The organism is Mesorhizobium sp. M1396, assembly GCF_040317725.1.
Classification (GTDB): domain Bacteria; phylum Pseudomonadota; class Alphaproteobacteria; order Rhizobiales; family Rhizobiaceae; genus Mesorhizobium.
Window position 1 is genome coordinate 1 of record NZ_JAMYLA010000021.1, and the last position, 17,505, is coordinate 17,505.

Annotated in this window: 15 protein-coding genes and 1 pseudogene; 6 read left to right on the forward strand and 10 right to left on the reverse strand. The window is 63.1% G+C overall.

Going from position 1 to position 17,505, the window contains the following annotated elements; genetic code table 11:
* Positions 1 to 203: 203 nt before the first annotated feature.
* The gene (locus tag NKH02_RS15715; protein ID WP_352865392.1) at positions 204 to 701 is read left to right on the forward strand and encodes a hypothetical protein; all 498 of its coding nucleotides are present in this window, start codon (positions 204 to 206) and stop codon (positions 699 to 701) included.
* A gap of 7 nt (positions 702 to 708) precedes the next feature.
* On the opposite strand, the gene NKH02_RS15720 is transcribed toward NKH02_RS15715, so the two are convergent.
* Complete coding sequence (locus NKH02_RS15720) at positions 709 to 1,020, reverse strand: DUF2293 domain-containing protein (RefSeq protein ID WP_352865389.1); 312 nt, start codon at positions 1,018 to 1,020, stop codon at positions 709 to 711.
* The gene (gene tsaA / locus NKH02_RS15725) at positions 1,017 to 1,556 is read right to left on the reverse strand and encodes a tRNA (N6-threonylcarbamoyladenosine(37)-N6)-methyltransferase TrmO (RefSeq protein WP_352879899.1); all 540 of its coding nucleotides are present in this window, start codon (positions 1,554 to 1,556) and stop codon (positions 1,017 to 1,019) included. Before tsaA ends, NKH02_RS15720 begins: the two co-directional genes overlap by 4 nt.
* Positions 1,557 to 1,733: 177 nt before the next feature.
* Here tsaA and NKH02_RS15730 point away from each other — a divergent pair, with 177 nt between their 5' ends.
* Positions 1,734 to 2,741: an ArsR/SmtB family transcription factor gene (locus NKH02_RS15730; RefSeq protein ID WP_352865383.1), complete on the forward strand. Its 1,008-nt coding sequence runs from the start codon at positions 1,734 to 1,736 to the stop codon at positions 2,739 to 2,741.
* Positions 2,741 to 3,658 (forward strand): methylenetetrahydrofolate reductase [NAD(P)H], encoded by a 918-nt coding sequence (gene metF, locus NKH02_RS15735; RefSeq protein WP_352879901.1) that lies wholly within the window; start codon positions 2,741 to 2,743, stop codon positions 3,656 to 3,658. The genes NKH02_RS15730 and metF overlap by 1 nt, the downstream gene beginning before the upstream one ends.
* A 440-nt stretch (positions 3,659 to 4,098) precedes the next feature.
* Here metF and NKH02_RS15740 read toward each other — a convergent pair whose 3' ends face one another.
* Positions 4,099 to 5,016, reverse strand: coding sequence for a DMT family transporter (locus NKH02_RS15740; RefSeq protein WP_352879902.1), 918 nt, complete (start codon positions 5,014 to 5,016; stop codon positions 4,099 to 4,101).
* Between the two features lie 210 nt (positions 5,017 to 5,226).
* On the opposite strand from NKH02_RS15740, the gene NKH02_RS15745 reads away from it, so the two are divergent.
* Positions 5,227 to 6,447, forward strand: coding sequence for an alanine racemase (locus NKH02_RS15745; protein ID WP_352865374.1), 1,221 nt, complete (start codon positions 5,227 to 5,229; stop codon positions 6,445 to 6,447).
* Positions 6,448 to 6,583: 136 nt separating this feature from the next.
* Here NKH02_RS15745 and NKH02_RS15750 read toward each other — a convergent pair whose 3' ends face one another.
* Positions 6,584 to 7,762 carry a lytic murein transglycosylase gene (locus tag NKH02_RS15750; RefSeq protein WP_352879904.1) on the reverse strand — a complete coding sequence of 393 codons (1,179 nt, stop codon included), beginning with the start codon at positions 7,760 to 7,762 and terminating at the stop codon, positions 6,584 to 6,586.
* 185 nt (positions 7,763 to 7,947) lie between these two features.
* On the reverse strand, positions 7,948 to 8,748 hold the full coding sequence (locus tag NKH02_RS15755; protein WP_352879906.1) for a glycoside hydrolase family 25 protein: 801 nt from the start codon (positions 8,746 to 8,748) through the stop codon (positions 7,948 to 7,950).
* Positions 8,749 to 8,979: 231 nt separating this feature from the next.
* Between NKH02_RS15755 and NKH02_RS15760 the strand changes: the two genes are divergently transcribed.
* Positions 8,980 to 10,359: a serine hydrolase domain-containing protein gene (locus tag NKH02_RS15760; RefSeq protein ID WP_352879907.1), complete on the forward strand. Its 1,380-nt coding sequence runs from the start codon at positions 8,980 to 8,982 to the stop codon at positions 10,357 to 10,359.
* A gap of 22 nt (positions 10,360 to 10,381) precedes the next feature.
* Here NKH02_RS15760 and NKH02_RS15765 read toward each other — a convergent pair whose 3' ends face one another.
* The 5 genes and pseudogenes from NKH02_RS15765 to NKH02_RS15785 all read right to left on the reverse strand — a co-directional run bounded on the left by NKH02_RS15765 (position 10,382) and on the right by NKH02_RS15785 (position 16,980).
* The gene (locus NKH02_RS15765; protein WP_352865363.1) at positions 10,382 to 10,690 is read right to left on the reverse strand and encodes a HigA family addiction module antitoxin; all 309 of its coding nucleotides are present in this window, start codon (positions 10,688 to 10,690) and stop codon (positions 10,382 to 10,384) included.
* A gap of 13 nt (positions 10,691 to 10,703) precedes the next feature.
* Positions 10,704 to 10,994: pseudogene (locus NKH02_RS15770) on the reverse strand (type II toxin-antitoxin system RelE/ParE family toxin); the annotation flags it as partial.
* 110 nt (positions 10,995 to 11,104) lie between these two features.
* A complete protein-coding gene (locus NKH02_RS15775) occupies positions 11,105 to 11,788 on the reverse strand; it encodes a class I SAM-dependent methyltransferase (protein WP_352879908.1) in 684 nt (227 codons plus the stop codon).
* On the reverse strand, positions 11,785 to 13,032 hold the full coding sequence (locus NKH02_RS15780) for a BtaA family protein (protein WP_352879910.1): 1,248 nt from the start codon (positions 13,030 to 13,032) through the stop codon (positions 11,785 to 11,787). Before NKH02_RS15780 ends, NKH02_RS15775 begins: the two co-directional genes overlap by 4 nt.
* A gap of 81 nt (positions 13,033 to 13,113) precedes the next feature.
* Complete coding sequence (locus NKH02_RS15785) at positions 13,114 to 16,980, reverse strand: hydantoinase B/oxoprolinase family protein (protein WP_352879912.1); 3,867 nt, start codon at positions 16,978 to 16,980, stop codon at positions 13,114 to 13,116.
* 195 nt (positions 16,981 to 17,175) lie between these two features.
* Between NKH02_RS15785 and NKH02_RS15790 the strand changes: the two genes are divergently transcribed.
* On the forward strand, positions 17,176 to 17,433 hold the full coding sequence (locus NKH02_RS15790) for a hypothetical protein (RefSeq protein ID WP_352865355.1): 258 nt from the start codon (positions 17,176 to 17,178) through the stop codon (positions 17,431 to 17,433).
* Positions 17,434 to 17,505 lie beyond the last annotated feature (72 nt).

The window sequence follows — 17,505 nt, forward strand, 5'->3', positions numbered from 1 at the left end:
CGACAGCCCTTGCCTGCAACTCACGCGCTCGCAAAATCCCCGCTTCAGACCTACGCCAAAAGACAGTGTGAGATATCCGGGCTAGCGGTGCTGGCCAGAAGGCATAGAGCCACCCGCTCGGCGCTGTTCGGCCTCCGTGATGATCTGAACGATACATTGGATTGGAATTGCCCTACCATTCCGGTTCCGAACAGGAGGGGAAGATGGACAAGGTTGGGGTCGTCATGGCAGCCATGATGATGTTCGCTGCCGCGGGCGAAGCCAGCGCCCAGTGCGCGCGGGAGGGTGAAGAACTGTGCCAGGGCGGCCAGACCTATCGCTGCGAAAAAACCGGCAGCGAATTGACGCCGATCTTCCAGAATGTGCCTTGCGCGGTGCCGTCGCTGAGCGGCACCTGGGTAGGCAGCGGCCACCAGAGCCCGGCCGGCGATGCCGGGGCCGACTGGTCGATCTCCATGACGATCGAGGATGGCGGCGCGTCGATCGACTATCCGTCGCTCGGCTGCGGCGGATCCCTATCCCAGACGTCCAGGGACGATACGTCGGCGGAATACCACGAGAGCATCACCTACGGTCAGGACAAATGCATCGACGGCGGCGACATCACCGTCAGGTTCTTCAAGGGAAATCTGTCCTGGACGTGGGTTGGCCAGGCGGACGGCCAGCCCTACAATGCCGTCGCCGTCCTGAAGCGGCAGTAGCGGCCGTTCATTCCTCGTCGTCGGCGTCGAGCAGGCGTGTCGCGCGCCAGCGCGTGAGCACGATGTTGGTCTGCTCGATGACGAAGAAACGCGCCGAGTCGCGATCGTACCCTTCGGCCAGAAGTTTCTCGTAGTCGGTGTGCATGTGGCGGATATGGGCAATCGTCGCCAGCCATACAGCGATGCCCGGCGGCAAGGTTTTCATGTGGACCGCGCCGGCGTCTGTGCGGATCTTCTCCATGTCGGCATAGGGCGCCAGCGGCAGCAGTGCCGTCAGCGCCTTGGCGATGGCGCGGCGTCGGCCGGTAGGCGCCGTCATCGCCGCACCCGATTGGCCTCGTCGCGCCCTTCGATGGTCGCCTCCGATATGGCGTCGGTCGAGGCAAAATAAGGCTTGATGTCGATGACCGGCGTGCCGTCGAGCACGTCGATGGCGTCGAGATCGATGCGGCCGGTGTTTTGGTCGAGTGCGACGAGCCTAACCATATGCAGCCCGATGGGGTTCGGGCGGGCAGGGGAGCGCAGCGAAAACACGCCTCTCGCTTCAGCCGCATGGCGCGGTTTCTGCACAATCAGATCACGCGGCGCGTGATGCAGCCAGGAGAGGATGATGACGTGGCTGGCGCGCTCCAGTCCTTGCAGGCCATCGCGATAAAGCGCGTCGATGGTCAGCACCGCGGGCTGTCCGGTTTCGCGCGCGGCATGCATGTTCTTCGGGCAGGACTCCCGCGTTATCCATGGCGAGGCGATGCGGCCGATGAAGACGATGCCGCCATCCGTCGGCATCGATGCCGGATCGTTTTCCAGCCTACGCTCGCCTTCGCGTTCCTCGAACATCTCACGCGATCCGGTCATTCTGCCCTCGTTTTCTGCGTGTGCAGGTCGTTGTCCCAAACCGCAACGCACTTTTGGAGAACAGGCACCGAGCGGCCACGCAAGCGCCATTTTCTTGTCCGGAAGCGACATAGCGCTTGCAAGGTTTTGAAAATCGACATAAACATATGTTTATATCTTTTCAAAGAGAATACGCTGATGCATGTCTCGCTCGACACCATGGTGGATACATTGAAGGCGGCCGCCGAATCCAGCCGTCTGCGCATACTGGCACTGTTGTCGCGCGGCGACCTCACCGTTTCCGATCTTACCGAAATTCTCGGCCAGTCGCAGCCGCGCGTTTCGCGGCACCTGAAGCTCTTGCTGGAAGCCGGGCTGATCGGCCGCTACCAGGAAGGGTCTTGGGCCTTCTTCCGCCTGTCGGATGCGGATTCCGCGCGGGACTTCGTCATGGGGCTGGTTTCCGGCATTCGCGGTGCTGATCCGCAGGTCGTGCGCGATCTCGAGCGGCTGGCCTCGGTCAAGCGCAAGCGGCAGGACCGGGCGGTCGAGTATTTTTCCGTGAATGCGGCGAGTTGGGACCATATCCGCTCGCTGCATGTGCCGGACCGCGCCGTCGAAGCCGCAATGCTGAAGCTGGTCGGCAAGCGGCCGTTCCAGTCCATGCTGGATCTCGGAACCGGCACCGGGCGGCTGCTCGAAATCTTCTCGCCGCTCTACCGGCGCGGTGTCGGCATCGACATGTCGCGCGAGATGCTGACCGTGGCGCGCGCCAATCTCGACAAGGCCGGCGTTTCGAATGCGCAGGTGCGGCAGGGCGACATCTTCGCGCCGCCGGTCGAGCGCGATGCCTTCGATCTCGTCACCATCCATCAGGTGCTGCACTATCTCGACGATCCCGCCCGCGCCATCCATGAGGCGGCGCGGCTTTTGCGCCCGGCCGGGCGCCTGGTCATCGTCGACTTCGCGCCGCACACGCTGGAATTCCTGCGCGACGAGCACGCGCATATGCGGCTCGGCTTTTCCGACCGGCAGATCGCCGACTGGTTCGAGGAAGCCGGCCTCGATCTCGAAGACAGCCAGGAATTCGAGCCGCGCGGCGGTAACGAGGCCAGGCTCACGGTGAAACTCTGGCTCGGCCGCGACCGGCGCCTGCTGATCGCCGATCCTTCCAACGACAGCAAGCAGATAAGGGAAATCGCCTGATGAACCAGTTCCGCTTTTCCCGCCGCCCCGACATCGGTGACAAGGTCAGGGTTTCCTTCGAATTCTTCCCGCCGAAGACCGACGACATGGAGGCCAAGCTTTGGGACACAGTCACAAGGCTGGAGCCGCTGAAGCCGAAATTCGTCTCGGTCACCTACGGCGCCGGCGGCTCGACACGTGAGCGCACCGCGCGCACCGTGAAGCGCATCCTGACGGAAACCGATATTCCTGCCGCGGCGCATCTGACCTGCGTTGGTGCAACGCGCGAAGAGGTCGACGCGGTCATCCAGGATTACAAGTCAATCGGCATCAACCGGTTCGTGGCGCTGCGCGGCGACCCGGCCTCCGGCGTCGGCGAACCCTATCGCCCGCACCCCGGTGGCTACGAGAATGGCGCGGAACTGGTCGCCGGGCTTAAGTCGATCGCGGATTTCGACATCTCCGTCGCGGCTTACCCGGAGAAGCATCCGCAGAGCCCCGATTTCGCCACCGACATCGAGATGCTGAAACGCAAGGTCGACAATGGCGCGACGCGCGCCATCACTCAGTTCTTCTTCGACAATGATCTCTACGAGCGCTATGTCGAGCGCGTCCGCCGCGCCGGCATCTACATCCCCATCGTGCCGGGCATCCAGCCGGTTCACAGTTTCAAGCAAGTCGCGAACTTTTCCGCGAGGGCGGGCGCGCATGTGCCCGGCTGGCTGGCGGAACGGTTCGAGGGCCTTGACCGAGACCCGCAGACGCATGCGCTGGTGGCGTCGGCGGTGGCCGCCGAACAGGTCATGGATCTGGTCGAGCGCGGTGTCGGCGATTTCCACTTCTACACGATGAACCGGGCCGATCTGGTCTTTGCCATCTGCCATATGATCGGCATCCGCTCGCATGAGGCAGCGGCCGCTGGATCAGCCGCCGCATGACCCAGGCTCAACAACAAAAGGCCGGGAAAACCCGGCCTTTTGAATTGGTTGGACTATTTTGGGTGCTGGTCTTCCCCGCTTTGGCGGTCAGGGAAGGAAGCCCATAATGAGCGCTCCGATAAAGGCGAACGCAGCACAGATCATCAATGCGTTGATAGGCCTCGTAAGTCCCATGACATAGCCTCCTCTTAAAGAGCTATGCCTACGAGTCTAGGTTCATTTGTGCCACAGGCAAGCGGAAAATATGCTGCATTGCGACGTGATTGTGAAATTCGCGACCCGCCTTTTGCCGTTAGGCATTGAAACTCCTAGGCAAAAACCGGCTTCGGGCCTGTGAATAAATTATGGCGGTGATGTGTCTCTGTCGTGTCATGGCAGCGTACCCCCCGCGAAAGCCGAATTCGACTTTGGCGATGCGGCGCCTCCAGTTGGACGCACGGCTAACGTCTTCCGAACAGTCGCCCGTCGATGGTGACGAGGCCAAGGGCGATCATCACCACGCCGCCGATTTCGAACAGTTCGAGCCGCTCGCCAAGGAACAGGAAGCCGAGCAGCATGGCGCTGGCCGGCACGATGAGCGTGACCAGCGAAGCGTTGGTGGCGCCGGCCGAAGCGACGATGTTGAAATAGAGGATGTAGGCGAAGGCGGTGGACAAAAGCGCCAGCGCCAGCACCGCGGCCCAGACCGGCGGCGAGGCCAGGAACAGGCCTGATGGACCATAGGTGAAGAGCACGATCGGGATCATGATGATGGTCGAGGCGGTCAATTGTCCGGTGGCGATGACCGGCGATGGCACGCCCTTGAAGCGACGAGCGACCATCAGGGCGATGCCATAGGACAGCGAAGCGCCGATCAGCGCGAATTTGGCCCAGACCGGGCCGCCGAGTCCGGCAAGCAGGCCGGGGCCGATCATGACAGCCGTTCCGGCGATGCCGAGCGCAATGCCGGCGAGCTTGTTCCAGGAGAGCTTTTCGTCCGATGTCAGCGCATTGGCGAGGATCAATGTCCAGAACGGCGTCGTCGCGTTGAGCACCGAGGCGATGCCGGCGCCAAGCTCCGTCTGGCCGGCGAAGATCAGCGAGAAGGGCACGACGTTGTTGGTGAGTGCCAGCAGGAAGAACAGGCCGGCATGCGGAAGCGCGAGTCGGAAGGAGGGGCCACGCAGGCCGAGATAGATATGCAGCGCGACCGCCGCGATGGCGACGCGAAACAGCACCAGCACCAGCGGATGGAGTTCCGCCACCGCGATGCGGGCGAAGAAGAACGAGCCGCCCCAAATTGCACCGAGCAGCAGGAGCTGGCCCCAGTCCTTGAACACCATCGGCCCGCGTGATGCAGTCGCCCCGGCTATCGCCATGTGAATCGCTCTCCCCCAGACGGCCTGAATGCCAACCGGTCAGGCGAAACGCATATCGGGTTAGGCCGCAAGGGCCACCCGAAACCTGATTGATGGCAAGCCTTCACGCCAAGACCTAGCGCCGCTGCGTCAGGGCCGCGAGACACAGAATTGTTTTCATTAGCCGCTAGCTTGGATTAATTGTGCGCAGGCTAGGTCAAGGATTCGTCGATGCAGCGATTCGAAAATGCCCGCGAGGCGGCACTGGCGCTTCGTCCGGACGATCCGGTCTATTGCTTCCGCCCGCGGGTGCTGATGGCCGATGCCAAACAGTTCATGGGCATGTTCCCCGGCAAGACCGCCTATGCGGTCAAGACCAACGGCGAGCAGATCGTGCTGAAGACCCTGGTGGAGGCCGGCGTCAAGGCTTTCGACGTGGCTTCGCCGGGGGAGTTCGCCGCCGTGCGCGCGGTGTCCGCCGATGCCGAGATGCTCTACATGCACCCGGTCAAGGCGCAGTCGGACATCAAGCTGGCGCTGGAGAAGTACGGCATTCGCGTCATTTCGCTCGACCATGAGGACGAGATCACCAAGCTGACCCGCGTGGTGCGGGCGCTCGACGTCGATCCGGGCTCGATCAGCGTCTTCGTGCGGGTGCAGACCAAGGGGCTTGCCGCCTACGAACTGTCGAAGAAGTTCGGCGCCGGGCCGGCCTATGCCGTCGAACTCGCCGAGCGGCTGAACCGCACCGGCTACAAGGTTGGCCTGTGTTTCCATGTCGGCAGCCAGATCGAGGATCCCGATACCTATGAGCGGGCGCTAGCGTCGGCCGACTGGGTGCGCAACCGGCTGACCTTCGATATTGCCGGGCTCGATGTCGGCGGCGGCTTTCCCGCCGAATACGGCCATGACCCGAACCGCAAGCAGATCGAGATGCCGTCGCTCGGCCAGATCATGTCGCGGCTGTCGGGCGATCTCAAGGAGTACCAGTTCGATCAGATGCCATTGGTGGCCGAGCCGGGCAGGGTGATCGTGGCGCGTTGCCTGTCGCTGATCGTGCGCGTGCTGCTGCGCAAGGGCAAACGGCTCTACATCAATGACGGCATCTGGGCATCGCTGTCGGATTCATGGACCGGCAAGATCACGCTGCCGGCGCGTTTCATTCCCGATCCGGCAATCCGCTCGCGCAATGGCGAGGAAAAGAACATCGTGCCGTTCAAGGTCTGCGGGGCGACCTGCGATTCCGTCGACATCCTGTCGCGGCCGTTCTGGCTGCCGGAGACGGTCGACACCGGCGACTGGATCGAGATCGGCCATATCGGCGCCTATTCGCTGTCGCTGAGGACCCGCTTCAACGGCTTTTACCCAGACACCTTCGTCGAGGTGACGACGCCCTTCGACGAGGGCGACGTGCCGCAGGGGTTCGCGAGTCTGGAGACGATGGCGGACTAGCGAATAGGGAATAGGGAATAGGGAATAGGGAATAGGGAATAGGGAATAGGGAATAGGGGTGGCAGTCACTGCTTTCGGAGTAATTTTCTACTGCCTACTGCCTACTGCCTACTGCCTACTGCCTACTGCCTACTGCTTACAATTTCGCCAGCAGATCCGGCGTCGGCCAGCCATCCACGGGCAGGCCAAGCCGCATCTGCTCCTTGCGGATCGCTTCACGGGTGTTGGTGCCGAGAATGCCGTCGACGGTGCCGACGTCGTAGCCCCTGGCTTCGAGCTTTGTCTGCAAAGCCTTCATCTGCTCGTTGTCGAGACCAGTTTCGGGATTGCGCGGGTCGAATTGCTTTGCCCCGCCCAGCCGTGCGGCGAGATTTGCCGCGGTCAGCGCATAGGTGAAGGACTGGTTCCATTCGAGATAGACGTCGAAATTGTCATAGGCAAGGAAGGCGGGCCCCTTGCGGCCCATGGGCAGCGCCAGGCCGGCCTTGAGGCCGTTGTCGATGAGCGGCGTACCGTCGGGGTTGGTGACGCCCCATTGGGCCCATTGCGATAGCGGCAGCTTGTTGGTGCGGCCGGTCTGGTCCCACGGCATGTCTTCGGGCACGCGGACTTCCTGGATCCAGGGTTCGTCGCGTTTCCAGCCCCGCGACAGCACCTTGTTGGCGGTGGTCATGATCACGTCCGGCACGCTGCCGCGCAGGTCCACCTTGCCATCGCCATCGCCGTCGACGCCGCGCGCCAGATAGTCGGAAGGCAGGATCTGCGTCTGGCCGATCTCGCCGGCCCAGGCACCCTTGACGTCGGCCGGCACCACGCCGCGATCGATCAATTGCAGAAGCGGTATCAACTGAGGCCGGAACAGTTGCGGGCGGCGGCAATCATGGGAAAGCGTCACCAGGGCGCTCAGCGTGTGGAAATCGCCCTGCACGGCGCCGAAATCGGTCTCCAGCGCCCAGAAGGCGGCGATGATCGGCGCCTGGACACCGAACTGCTGATCGGCGCGGGCGAAGACATCGGCGTATTTCGTCAGGTTCGCCGCACCTTGCTTCAGCCGGTAAGCCGAGATCATGCGGTTGGAGAATTCGATGAAGGTCTGGGTGAAGACGCCCTGGGCACGGTCGCGTGCCAGAACCTTCTCGTCTATGGTGGCGTCCTCCAGTGCGTCGAGACCGACGGGGCCGACGCCAGCCGCCTTGGCTTCCACCGCCACGCCCTGCTTCCAGGCTTCGAAGTCGCCGCCGCATTCCTGCGCCATCGCCGGCAAGGCCGTGGCGCACAGGGTGAGCGCAGCGAGGGCTCGAGAACGCAGTCGCATCAGCTTCCTTTCGAAACGAATGGGGGCATTTTGTCGTGCTTCGCCGGGAAGCCCAACGCCCTGAATTACCGGCGGTTGCACTCTTTACCGCAGGCAGTGTCGAAAGCAGGCGGCAGCCCCGGTGTCAACGGTTCTTCTGCCCTAGCCTCTTGTTGCAGCCGACTTCGCTGCCGTTGAACCCGGTGTCAGCGGGTGTTCTGCCGCAGCCACTTGTTCCAGGCGGCTTCGCTGCCGTTGAAGACGTTGATGTCGGACTTGCCGGTCATGCCCGGAACGATGCCGGTTCCGGTGTACTGCCAGAAGGTGAAAGGGTGACTGCCATACTTTTCGCGCGGATGGCCGGCGACGGAGCGCAGCCAATAGGGGTAGCCGCGGAAGCTCGACAGCTCGTTGTCCTCGAAGAAGTCGACCGAGGTGTAGATGATCGGCTTCTTGCCGTAGTGCCGTTCGACGATTTCGAGGAAGGTGCTCATCTCCGCGCGCACGGTGGCCGCGTCGGGACGCAGCCTGCAGGTCGGCGATTGCGGGTTCCATTCCATGTCGAGAACCGGCGGCATTGCCGAGCGATCGACGGGGACGTTGCGGATGAACCAGCGCGCCTGCACGGCAGCCGGGGTGCAGAAATAGTAGAAGTGATAGGCGGCTCGCGGAATCCCGTTGGCCTTCGTGCGCGCCCAATGCTCGTTGAAGTGCTCGTCGAAACGGTCGCCGCCCTCGGTCGCCTTGATGAAGGCGAAAGAGATGCCGCCGGCCCTGGCTGCCGGCCAATCGACCGAGGTCTGGTATTTGGAGACATCGGTGCCGTGGACGGCGTAGCTCCACGGCGCGCCGCTTTCCCATTCATGCGGCTTGGAATCGGCAAAGCGCGGCGCGCGCACGGCGACCGCCAGGCTGTTCGACGCGGACGGCGACAGCGGCGAGAGGTCGTCAATGGTCGAACAGGCGCCAAGCAGCGTCAGTATGAAAAGGACCGCAAGACGGCGCATCGCAACTCCCGAGCCGGATTCAGCCGGTCGCTGATGGGTCTTGTTGCGGGTGGCCCCCTCGACTGGCCTCTCCGAGCGATCGCCCCACAGCATCGCCCCAACCTATCCTGTGATCGCCGATCATGGTTGATAATCCGTTGACGGCGCTCGACAAGCACCATGATTTGCGAAAGCAATGGCGGCAAATCGATGACAAAAGGTCGGGCAGGGCCTTGGAGGAAAAGAAAAGAAATGCGGATCGTTGTCAAGATCGTCAAAGGGCTGCTTGGCCTGATCGTGCTGGCGATCGCAGCGCTTTTTGCCTGGCTTTATATCGCGCCGCCGGAATTGATCCGCGTCGGCTCTGGCTACTCGGCCAAGATCGTCTGTTCGAACGTCTTCATCGCCGGTCGTGACGCCAATGAGGTGCTAGCCGTCGATGTGCAGGCGCCAGGGCACCCGCTGCTGCGGCTGATGCGGGTCTCGGTGGACAAGAACAGGGGAACGGTCTCCGCGGGCTTGCTTGGTTTCCTCGGCAAGAGCGTCGCCGTCGCACGTGATGGGCTGGGCTGCGCTTCGGTCCCCGACGGCGACGTCGGCAAGGTTCGGCGGACGGCAATCCATGCGGAGCCCTCGGCGGTCAGCCAGGATGCGCTTTGGCCGGAAGGTGAGCGGATCGAGGCATCACAGGACCCGCTGATTGCTGAGTTGCTGGACGATGCGGCACTGACCGGCCCTGGGATGCGTGCGGTGGTGGTGGTCAAGAACGGTCGTGTCATCGCCGAGCGCTATGGCGACGGCTTTTCCGCCAAGACGCCGCTGCTCGGATGGTCGATGACCAAGACGGTGAACGCCGCCATCGTCGGCACGCTGGTCAAGGACGGCAAGATGACCTTTACCGACAAGGGACTGTTCGGGCCGTGGAAGGCGGACGGCCGCAGTGCCATCAGCCTTGCCGACATGATGGCGATGTCGAGCGGGCTGGAGTTCAATGAGGATTATGGCGACGTCGCCGACGTCACGCGCATGCTCTATCTCGAGCCTGATATGGCGGGCTTTGCCGAATCAAAGCCGCTGACGGCCGAGGTCGGCAAATTGTTTTCCTATTCGAGCGGCACGGCGGTGATGCTGTCGCGCCTCTGGCAGGACGCGGTCGGCGACAAGGCCAAGGCGCTGACGTGGCCGCGCACCGCGCTGTTCGAGCCGCTCGGCATGCACCGCGCGGTGCTCGAGACCGACGAGCACGGCACTTTTGTCGGCTCTTCCTATCTCTACACAACCGCGCGTGACTGGGCGCGCTTCGGTCAGTTCCTGCTGCAAAGCGGGGTGTGGAACGGCAACCAAATCCTGCCGGCCGGCTTCGTCGACTGGATGCGGGAGCCGGCATCGGCGTCGAAAGTCTACGGCAAGGGCCAGGTGTGGATCGAGGCCCCGGGCGATGAGGAAAACCCCGGCGCCGGCGTTGCCGCCGGACTGCCCAAGGACACCTATTGGATGGAAGGTCATGACGGGCAGACGGTCGCCATCATTCCCTCGGAGCAACTAGTGGTGGTGCGGCTGGGGCTGACGCCGGCCAAGCTCGGCTACCGGCCGCAGACGATGGTGGGGGCGCTGGTGAAGGCGCTGCATTAGAACTAGCGCACCGCAACTCTTGCTATGCAGCTGTCGCCAAAGGCTTGGCGCGATCAACCCGCGCCCGCTCGTCGGGTGAGTTCATGACCTGCCAAAGATCGCTGCGGCGCTGGACGTTCAACCAGAAGTCCGGGCTGTTGCCGAATACCCGCGCCAGAATGAGCGCGGTGGCGGCCGTCATGTTGCGGCGGTCGTTGCACAATTCGTTCACATGCTTGCGCTGGACCCCCATCGCCTCGGCCAAAGCCGCCTGCGTCAGGCCAAGCGGCTGCATGAATTCTTCCGTGAGAATTTCGCCAACCGTTACTGGCTTGCGTGCGGTCATCAACATGTCTCACCTCACCATGGCTGTGGTCGTCGAGATAGATGTCCGACGCCTCACCGCGGCCGCCGTCCCAGCGGAAGACCAGCCGCCATTGCTTGTTGACGCGTATTGAATGGAAGCCTTCGAGATTGCCGCGCAGCTTCTCGAAATGGTTGCTGGGCGGCACACGCAAATCCTGATCGATCATCGCGTCGTCAATCATCTGGAGCTTGCGGAACAAACGGCTTTCGAGATCGGACGGAATGTTGCGAGAGTGGGTGTCTTCCACGAAGAAGGCCCGCAGCCATTCATCCCTAAAACCGACGATCATCACATGCTTCCATGCATGTGAGATAATGTACCGTTCTCGGGGTCATCTGGCAATGTAGATCCGACTGATCGCGGCTGCCTCGCCCTTGCATGCGCTTGCCACGGCAATGTTCAGATGGCGATCTTGATAACCGCCAGCCAGGCATAACCGCGATAAAGCGTGCGGAAACGGAAGCTTGCGCTGGTTCGCCGAGATTCCGAATCCAGGATCTCGCGCAGCGATTCACGCGGCGCGACGTGGAATTTTTTGAGCCAGCCGCGCAGCAAGGCCCGGAACCAGGGTGGCAGGCCTTCCTGCTGGCCGAAATCGACAATGTGCAGCGAACCGGTCGGTGACAGCGCGGCAAGTGCCGCCGATACCGTCTTTTCCCAGCCGGGGATCATCGACAGCGAGTAGGACACGAAGATGCGGTCGAACCGTTCGATGCCGAAGAGTGCCTTCGCATCGAAGTCGGTGGCGTCGCCCCTTGCCAGCAGGACGCGGCCGGACAGGCCATCGCGCGTCATTGCGGCGCGCGCCGTCTCCAGCATTTCGGCAGAGATATCGAGGCCGAAGAAGCGCGCGTCGGGATAGCGGCGCGCGGCCTGGATGATGTTGCGGCCGGTGCCGCAGCCGAGTTCAAGCACGGTGCCGCCGGCCGGCACATCAAGCTCCGCGATCAGCCGGTCGCGGCCGAGCAGGTAGTATTTGCGGGTCAGGTCGTAGATGTGGCGCTGCCAGCGGTAGACGCCGTCCATCAATTCGGCATGGTTTGCCTTAAATTCGGGGCTGGCCGGCAGCTCGTTCGTGCTCATGCCGCACGCTTCACATAGAGGTGGAAGCCGCCATAGATGGCCGAGCGGTCGCGGGCCGAGAATTCCCGCGACGCCTCGTCCTGATAGGCCCACTGGTCAAGCAGCGAACTGGAGACCCGGCCGGGCAGCAGGCTGGGCTCGGCGGCGGTGCGGAAGATGACGCGGGCGCCGGCCGACGCGGTGCGCGTGATTTCCGCCCACAGTGCGTTGAGCTGTTCATCGGTCATCCAGTCCTGCGCATCGAGCAGGATGAATCGGTCGACCGCGCCGGCATCCTTGCCGGCGAGGAATTCGATCAAATTGGCATGGTGGATGGCAACGCGGTCGACATTGCCGCGGATGGCCTCGTAGTTCTGCTTTTCGAGATAGGCGGGCAGGGCGGCCTCGCCGGGGTTCGGATAGCGCCGGGCGAAGGCCTGCCAGGCGAAGTAGTTGTTCCGCAGCGGAAAATCGCAAGCGAGCTTTTCCAGCCGGGCTTTCAGCACGCTGGCCATCGTGCCGTCGCCCGAGGTGATCAGCGAATCGTACTGCGCCGGCGGAATGCCGAGGCCGAACAGCGAGGCCTTGCGCGACATCGCCCATTTCAAAAGCTTCCTGTCGAAGACCGGTGCCAACTCCTCATGGAAGAAGCGACGCTGCTCGCCGATGTTGCGAGCCTGCATGATGCCGGCTGGGTCGACGCCGAAGAACTTTGCCGTGCGATGGCCCATGGCGATGAACAGGCCAAGCAGGCCGGTCTGATAGAAATTGCGGTCGAAGACGGCGATGCGCCTGATGCCGCGCCAGTTGCGGCGCTCCCAGTAGTGACGGCTAACCGGGTCGAGATGCGGCGCGATGAAACGGTCGTAGGCTTGCGAATTGTGGCTGGTGTCGGCGGCGCCGAAGAAGCGGAACAGATCGCCCTGCGAAGGCAAATGACGCACCGCCTCCAGCTTCATGCGGTTCAGCGCGATGTGGGCGGCGTTGAGATCGACGGCATCGACCCGTGCCGGTGAGCGGGTGAGGTAGGCCAGGATGTTGCAGCCGCCCGAGGCGATAGTGACGACCCGGTGACCCTGGCCAAGCTGCATCGCCTCCATGTCGACGTCGGGGTCTTCCCAGATCTGCGGATAGACGAGGCCGGAAAACAGGAAGGCGAACAACCGCTCCGAAATGCCTGCCTTCGACAGCGGACGGTTCTGGTAGACGGCCTTTCCAACTTCCTTGCCGCGGCGAAAAACCAGATCTGCGGAGATGTCCGTCATGGAAGATGATTCCCCATTTGCTTTGCCGCAAGCGGGTAACCCAGGGTGATGACAGGCCGGTGACAGCCTGTTGATGCCTGCTTACGGCTTGCCGAACCCGCCCGGCGTCGGCGTCGTCAGGATGACGGCGTCGCCGGCTTGCAGCACGGTCTGGTCGCAGGCTTTCAGCATCTCGATCGTGCCGTCCTTGCGGCGGACCTTGGTCGAGCCGACCTCGCCGTCGCCGCCTCCGTCCAGGCCTTGCGGCGGACGGTTGCGGTGCGAGGACAGGATCGCGCATTCCATCTTTTCGAGGAAGCGGATGGTGCGCTTGGTGCCGTCGCCGGCGTTCCATTTGCCCTTGCCGCCGGAACCTTCCCGAATATGGAAATCCTCGAGCAGCACGGGAAAGCGCAGCTCCAGCACTTCGGGATCGGTGAGGCGCGAATTGGTCATGTGGGTGTGGACGCCGGAGGTGCCGGCAAAGCCGCGGCCGGAGTTCATCTGGCCGGCCGGCGAGCCGGAACAGATCGTCTCGTAATATTGGTACGTCTTGTTGCCGAAGGTCAGGTTGTTCATCGTGCCTTGCGCGTTGGCCATGGCGCCCATGGCGCCGAACAGCGCATTGGTGACGTGCTGCGAGGTCTCGACATTGCCGGCGACGACAGCGGCGGGGTAGGCGGGTTTCAGCATGCAGCCATCGGGAATGATGATGTTGATTGGCCGCAGACACCCGGCATTCATCGGGATCATGTCCTCGACCATGACGCGGAAGGCATAGAGCACGGCCGCGCGGGCGACCGGCTCGGGCGCGTTGAAATTGTTCTTCATGACCGGCGACGTGCCGGTGAAGTCCACGGTCGCCTCGCGCCTTTTTCGGTCGACCGTGATCTTGACCTTGATGATCTGTCCGGTGTCGGTCGGGTATTCGTACTCAGAACTATCCGGCAGCCGCTCCAGCACGCGGCGCACACTTGCGGCGGCATTGTCCTGGACATGGCCCATATAGGCTTCGACGACATCCAGGCCGAAATGCGCGACCATCTTGCGCAGTTCGGCGACACCCTTCTCGTTGGCGGCGATTTGCGCCTTGAGGTCGGCGATGTTCTGGTGCGGATTGCGGGCCGGGTAAGGATGGTCGGTGAGCAGCGTCTCCAGCTCCTTCTCGCGGAAGCGGCCACGATCGACGATACGGAAATTGTCGAACAGCACGCCTTCCTCGTCGACGGTGGTGGCAAGCGGCGTCATCGAACCGGGTGCCGTGCCGCCGATGTCGGCATGATGGCCGCGCGAGGCGGCCCAGAAGAGGATTTCCTCCCCCCTTGAGGGGGAGGTGGCGGCGAAGCCGCCGGATGGGGCCGTTGCGGCAGTGCTCGACGTTCTGGCGATGCCTTCTGAGAGGACCCCACCCGGCCGCTGCGCGGCCACCCTCCCCTCGAGGGGGAGGGAAAACACCGGCGTCACCACGGTGATGTCGGGCAGGTGCGTGCCGCCATTGTAGGGCGCGTTGAGGGCAAAGACGTCGCCGGGGTGGATGTCGCCGGAATTCAGCCGGATGATGGTTTCGACCGAACGGTCCATCGATCCGAGATGCACCGGCATGTGCGGCGCATTGGCGACCAGCGCACCGGTACGGTCGAAGACGGCGCAGGAGAAATCCAGCCTTTCCTTGATGTTGACGGAGTAGGCGGTGTTCTGCAGCGTCACGCCCATCTGTTCGGCGATCGACATGAACAGGTTGTTGAAGACCTCCAGCATGACCGGGTCGGCTTCGGTGCCGAGCGCTGCCTGCCGGCGCTTTTTCTCGACGCGGCGCAGGAGCACATGGTTCCTGGGGGTGATTTCAGCGTGCCAGCCCGGCTCGATGACGATCGTCTGGTTCGGTTCGATGATCAAGGCAGGACCTGCAACCGTATTTCCCGGCCTCAGCGCCTCGCGGCGGAAGATGCCTGAAGCACGCCACTCACCCTCGGTGAAGATTTCGCGGGTCTGCGAAGGGCTTACGGCAAGGTTTTCGGTTTGCGATTCACTCTCGTCGCGGCCAGTGCCGCCGGTATCGGTGCCTTCGACGCCGACGATCTCGACGATCATCGGCTTGTCGTCATAGACGAAACCGAACTGCGCCTTGTGGGCGATTTCGAAATCGCGCTTGGCCTGGAAAATCGAGTCTTCCCCGAAATTCACCGGCAGTGTCGTGTCGGTGCCGTCATAACGAATATGCAGCACGGGCTTCGCGGCAACCGTATCCTCGGCGATGCCTTGTGCCGCGAGTTCGGCGATGACGGCTTTTTTCAAGGTGGCAATGAGGTTGCCGATCTCCGTTCTGGACTCTTCGGCAAGCGGCTTCAGCAGCGCCTGCTGGCGCGAGGCAAAAACCGAGGACAGGCCAATGCCGTAGGCCGACAGCAGGCCGGAGAAGGGGTGGATCAGCACCGCCTCCATGCCGAGCGCGTCAGCGACCAGGCAAGCGTGCTGGCCGCCTGCGCCACCGAAGCAGTTCAGGAGATATTCGGTGACGTCGTAGCCGCGCTGGACGGAAATCTTCTTGATGGCGTTAGCCATGTTCTCAACGGCAATGGTGACGAACCCTTCGGCGACCGCCTCGGGCGTACGGCCATCGCCGATTTCGGCGGCCAGCATGGCGAATTTTGCCTGCACCGTCTCGACATCGAGCGGCTGGTCCTGGCCGGGTCCGAAGATGGCCGGGAAGAAATCGGGCTGCAGCTTGCCCAGCATGACATTGGCGTCGGTGACGGCGAGCGGGCCGCCGCGCCGGTAGGCGGCCGGGCCGGGATTGGCGCCAGCCGAGTCAGGTCCGGCACGGAAGCGGCCGGCCTCGTAATGCAGGATCGAGCCGCCACCGGCGGCGACGGTGTGGATGCGCATCATCGGCGCGCGGATGCGCACTCCGGCGACCTCGGTGTCGAAGGCGCGCTCATACTCGCCGTCATAATGGGCGACGTCGGTGGAGGTGCCGCCCATGTCGAAGCCGATGACCTTGCCGAAACCGGCGAGCCTGGCTGTCTCGACCATGCCGACGACGCCGCCGGCCGGACCCGAGAGCAGCGCGTCCTTGCCCTGGAACATGTCGGCGGCGGTCAGCCCGCCGGACGACATCATGAACATGAGGCGGGGGGATTGGCTGATCTCCCCCCTTGTGGGGGAGATGCCCGGCAGGGCAGAGGGGGGCGTGACAGAACGAGGCGTCGGCGGGACAGCGCCCCCCTCTGTCGGCTTCGCCGACATCTCCCCCACAAGGGGGGAGATTGGCGCCGCGCCCAACTCTCCCGCCACCCTCCGTACATATCTCGACAGGATCGGCGACAGATAGGCGTCGACCACCGTGGTGTCACCGCGGCCGACCAGCTTGATCAGCGGCGAGACCTCATGGCTGACCGAGACCTGGGCGAAACCAAGTTTGCGGCAGACTTTTGCCACCGCCTTCTCGTGGTCGGGATATTTCCAGGCATGCATGAAGACAATGGCCACGGCATCGATGCCATCGGCTTTCGCCTGTTCGATCGCCGGCCGGCAGGCGGCGATGTCGAGCAATTGTTCGACGCGGCCATCGGCGCGCACACGCTCGTTGACCTCGATGACGCGCTCGTAGAGCTGTTCGGGAAGGATGATCTCCTTGGCGAAGATGTCCGGGCGCGCCTGATAGGCGATCTTCAGCGCATCGCGAAAGCCCTTGGTGATGAGCAAAAGGACGCGGTCGCCCTTGCGCTCCAGCAGCGCATTGGTGGCGACCGTGGTGCCCATCTTGATGTCGCCGATCAGACCGGGCGGAATCGCGTCGCCGCAGGACAGGCCGAGAAGGTCGCGAATGCCCTGGATGGCGGCATCGGTATAGGCCTCGGGATTTTCGGAGAGAAGCTTGCGGGGATGCAGGCCGCCTTGCGGGTCGAGGCCGATGACATCGGTGAACGTGCCGCCGCGGTCGATCCAGAAATCCCATTTTTCGGTCATGACAGCCCTGGCACTTTTCTGCTCGATCCGTGGTTCAGCACATTCTGTTAGTTCGCCATCGCCCGGCCGGCAATCGCAAATGGACCAGACGATGTTACATGCGGAAACGCAACGTTACGAAACTCATGGCCATCTGATGCATTTCCCCTTCGACCGTTCACGGCAACGTGAGCGTGTGTTGAAGGAGAGATTAAGATGAAAAAGCTCATTCTTGCGTCCGTTTCCGCGTTGGCCTTGCTTGGCGTCGCCGCCTGCAGTGACAGCGGCACGGATAACACCACCACCCAGAGCACCAACCCACCGGCCGAACAGCCGATGAAGCCGGCCACGCCGGAAGCAACGCCGCCGGCCGCAACGCCTCCGGCCACCGACAATTCGACCACGAAGAGCATCACACCCGAGAAGCCTGCCGAGCCGGCTCCGGCAACACCAGCTCCTGCGCCCGCGCAGTAGTCAGTAACGCAGTACTTCGTGTGATGAATGAGAAAGGCCGACTCACGTCGGCCTTTTTCATTCTGTCCGAGC

Excerpts from the sequence above, each read along its gene's own strand:
- NKH02_RS15715 (WP_352865392.1), top strand. The coding sequence starts at position 204 with ATGGACAAGGTTGGGGTCGTCATGGCAGCCATGATGATGTTCGCTGCC.
- NKH02_RS15720 (WP_352865389.1), bottom strand. The coding sequence starts at position 1,020 with ATGACGGCGCCTACCGGCCGACGCCGCGCCATCGCCAAGGCGCTGACG.
- tsaA (WP_352879899.1), bottom strand. The coding sequence starts at position 1,556 with ATGACCGGATCGCGTGAGATGTTCGAGGAACGCGAAGGCGAGCGTAGG.
- NKH02_RS15730 (WP_352865383.1), top strand. The coding sequence starts at position 1,734 with ATGCATGTCTCGCTCGACACCATGGTGGATACATTGAAGGCGGCCGCC.
- metF (WP_352879901.1), top strand. The coding sequence starts at position 2,741 with ATGAACCAGTTCCGCTTTTCCCGCCGCCCCGACATCGGTGACAAGGTC.
- NKH02_RS15740 (WP_352879902.1), bottom strand. The coding sequence starts at position 5,016 with ATGGCGATAGCCGGGGCGACTGCATCACGCGGGCCGATGGTGTTCAAG.
- NKH02_RS15745 (WP_352865374.1), top strand. The coding sequence starts at position 5,227 with ATGCAGCGATTCGAAAATGCCCGCGAGGCGGCACTGGCGCTTCGTCCG.
- NKH02_RS15750 (WP_352879904.1), bottom strand. The coding sequence starts at position 7,762 with ATGCGACTGCGTTCTCGAGCCCTCGCTGCGCTCACCCTGTGCGCCACG.
- NKH02_RS15755 (WP_352879906.1), bottom strand. The coding sequence starts at position 8,748 with ATGCGCCGTCTTGCGGTCCTTTTCATACTGACGCTGCTTGGCGCCTGT.
- NKH02_RS15760 (WP_352879907.1), top strand. The coding sequence starts at position 8,980 with ATGCGGATCGTTGTCAAGATCGTCAAAGGGCTGCTTGGCCTGATCGTG.
- NKH02_RS15765 (WP_352865363.1), bottom strand. The coding sequence starts at position 10,690 with ATGTTGATGACCGCACGCAAGCCAGTAACGGTTGGCGAAATTCTCACG.
- NKH02_RS15775 (WP_352879908.1), bottom strand. The coding sequence starts at position 11,788 with ATGAGCACGAACGAGCTGCCGGCCAGCCCCGAATTTAAGGCAAACCAT.
- NKH02_RS15780 (WP_352879910.1), bottom strand. The coding sequence starts at position 13,032 with ATGACGGACATCTCCGCAGATCTGGTTTTTCGCCGCGGCAAGGAAGTT.
- NKH02_RS15785 (WP_352879912.1), bottom strand. The coding sequence starts at position 16,980 with ATGACCGAAAAATGGGATTTCTGGATCGACCGCGGCGGCACGTTCACC.
- NKH02_RS15790 (WP_352865355.1), top strand. The coding sequence starts at position 17,176 with ATGAAAAAGCTCATTCTTGCGTCCGTTTCCGCGTTGGCCTTGCTTGGC.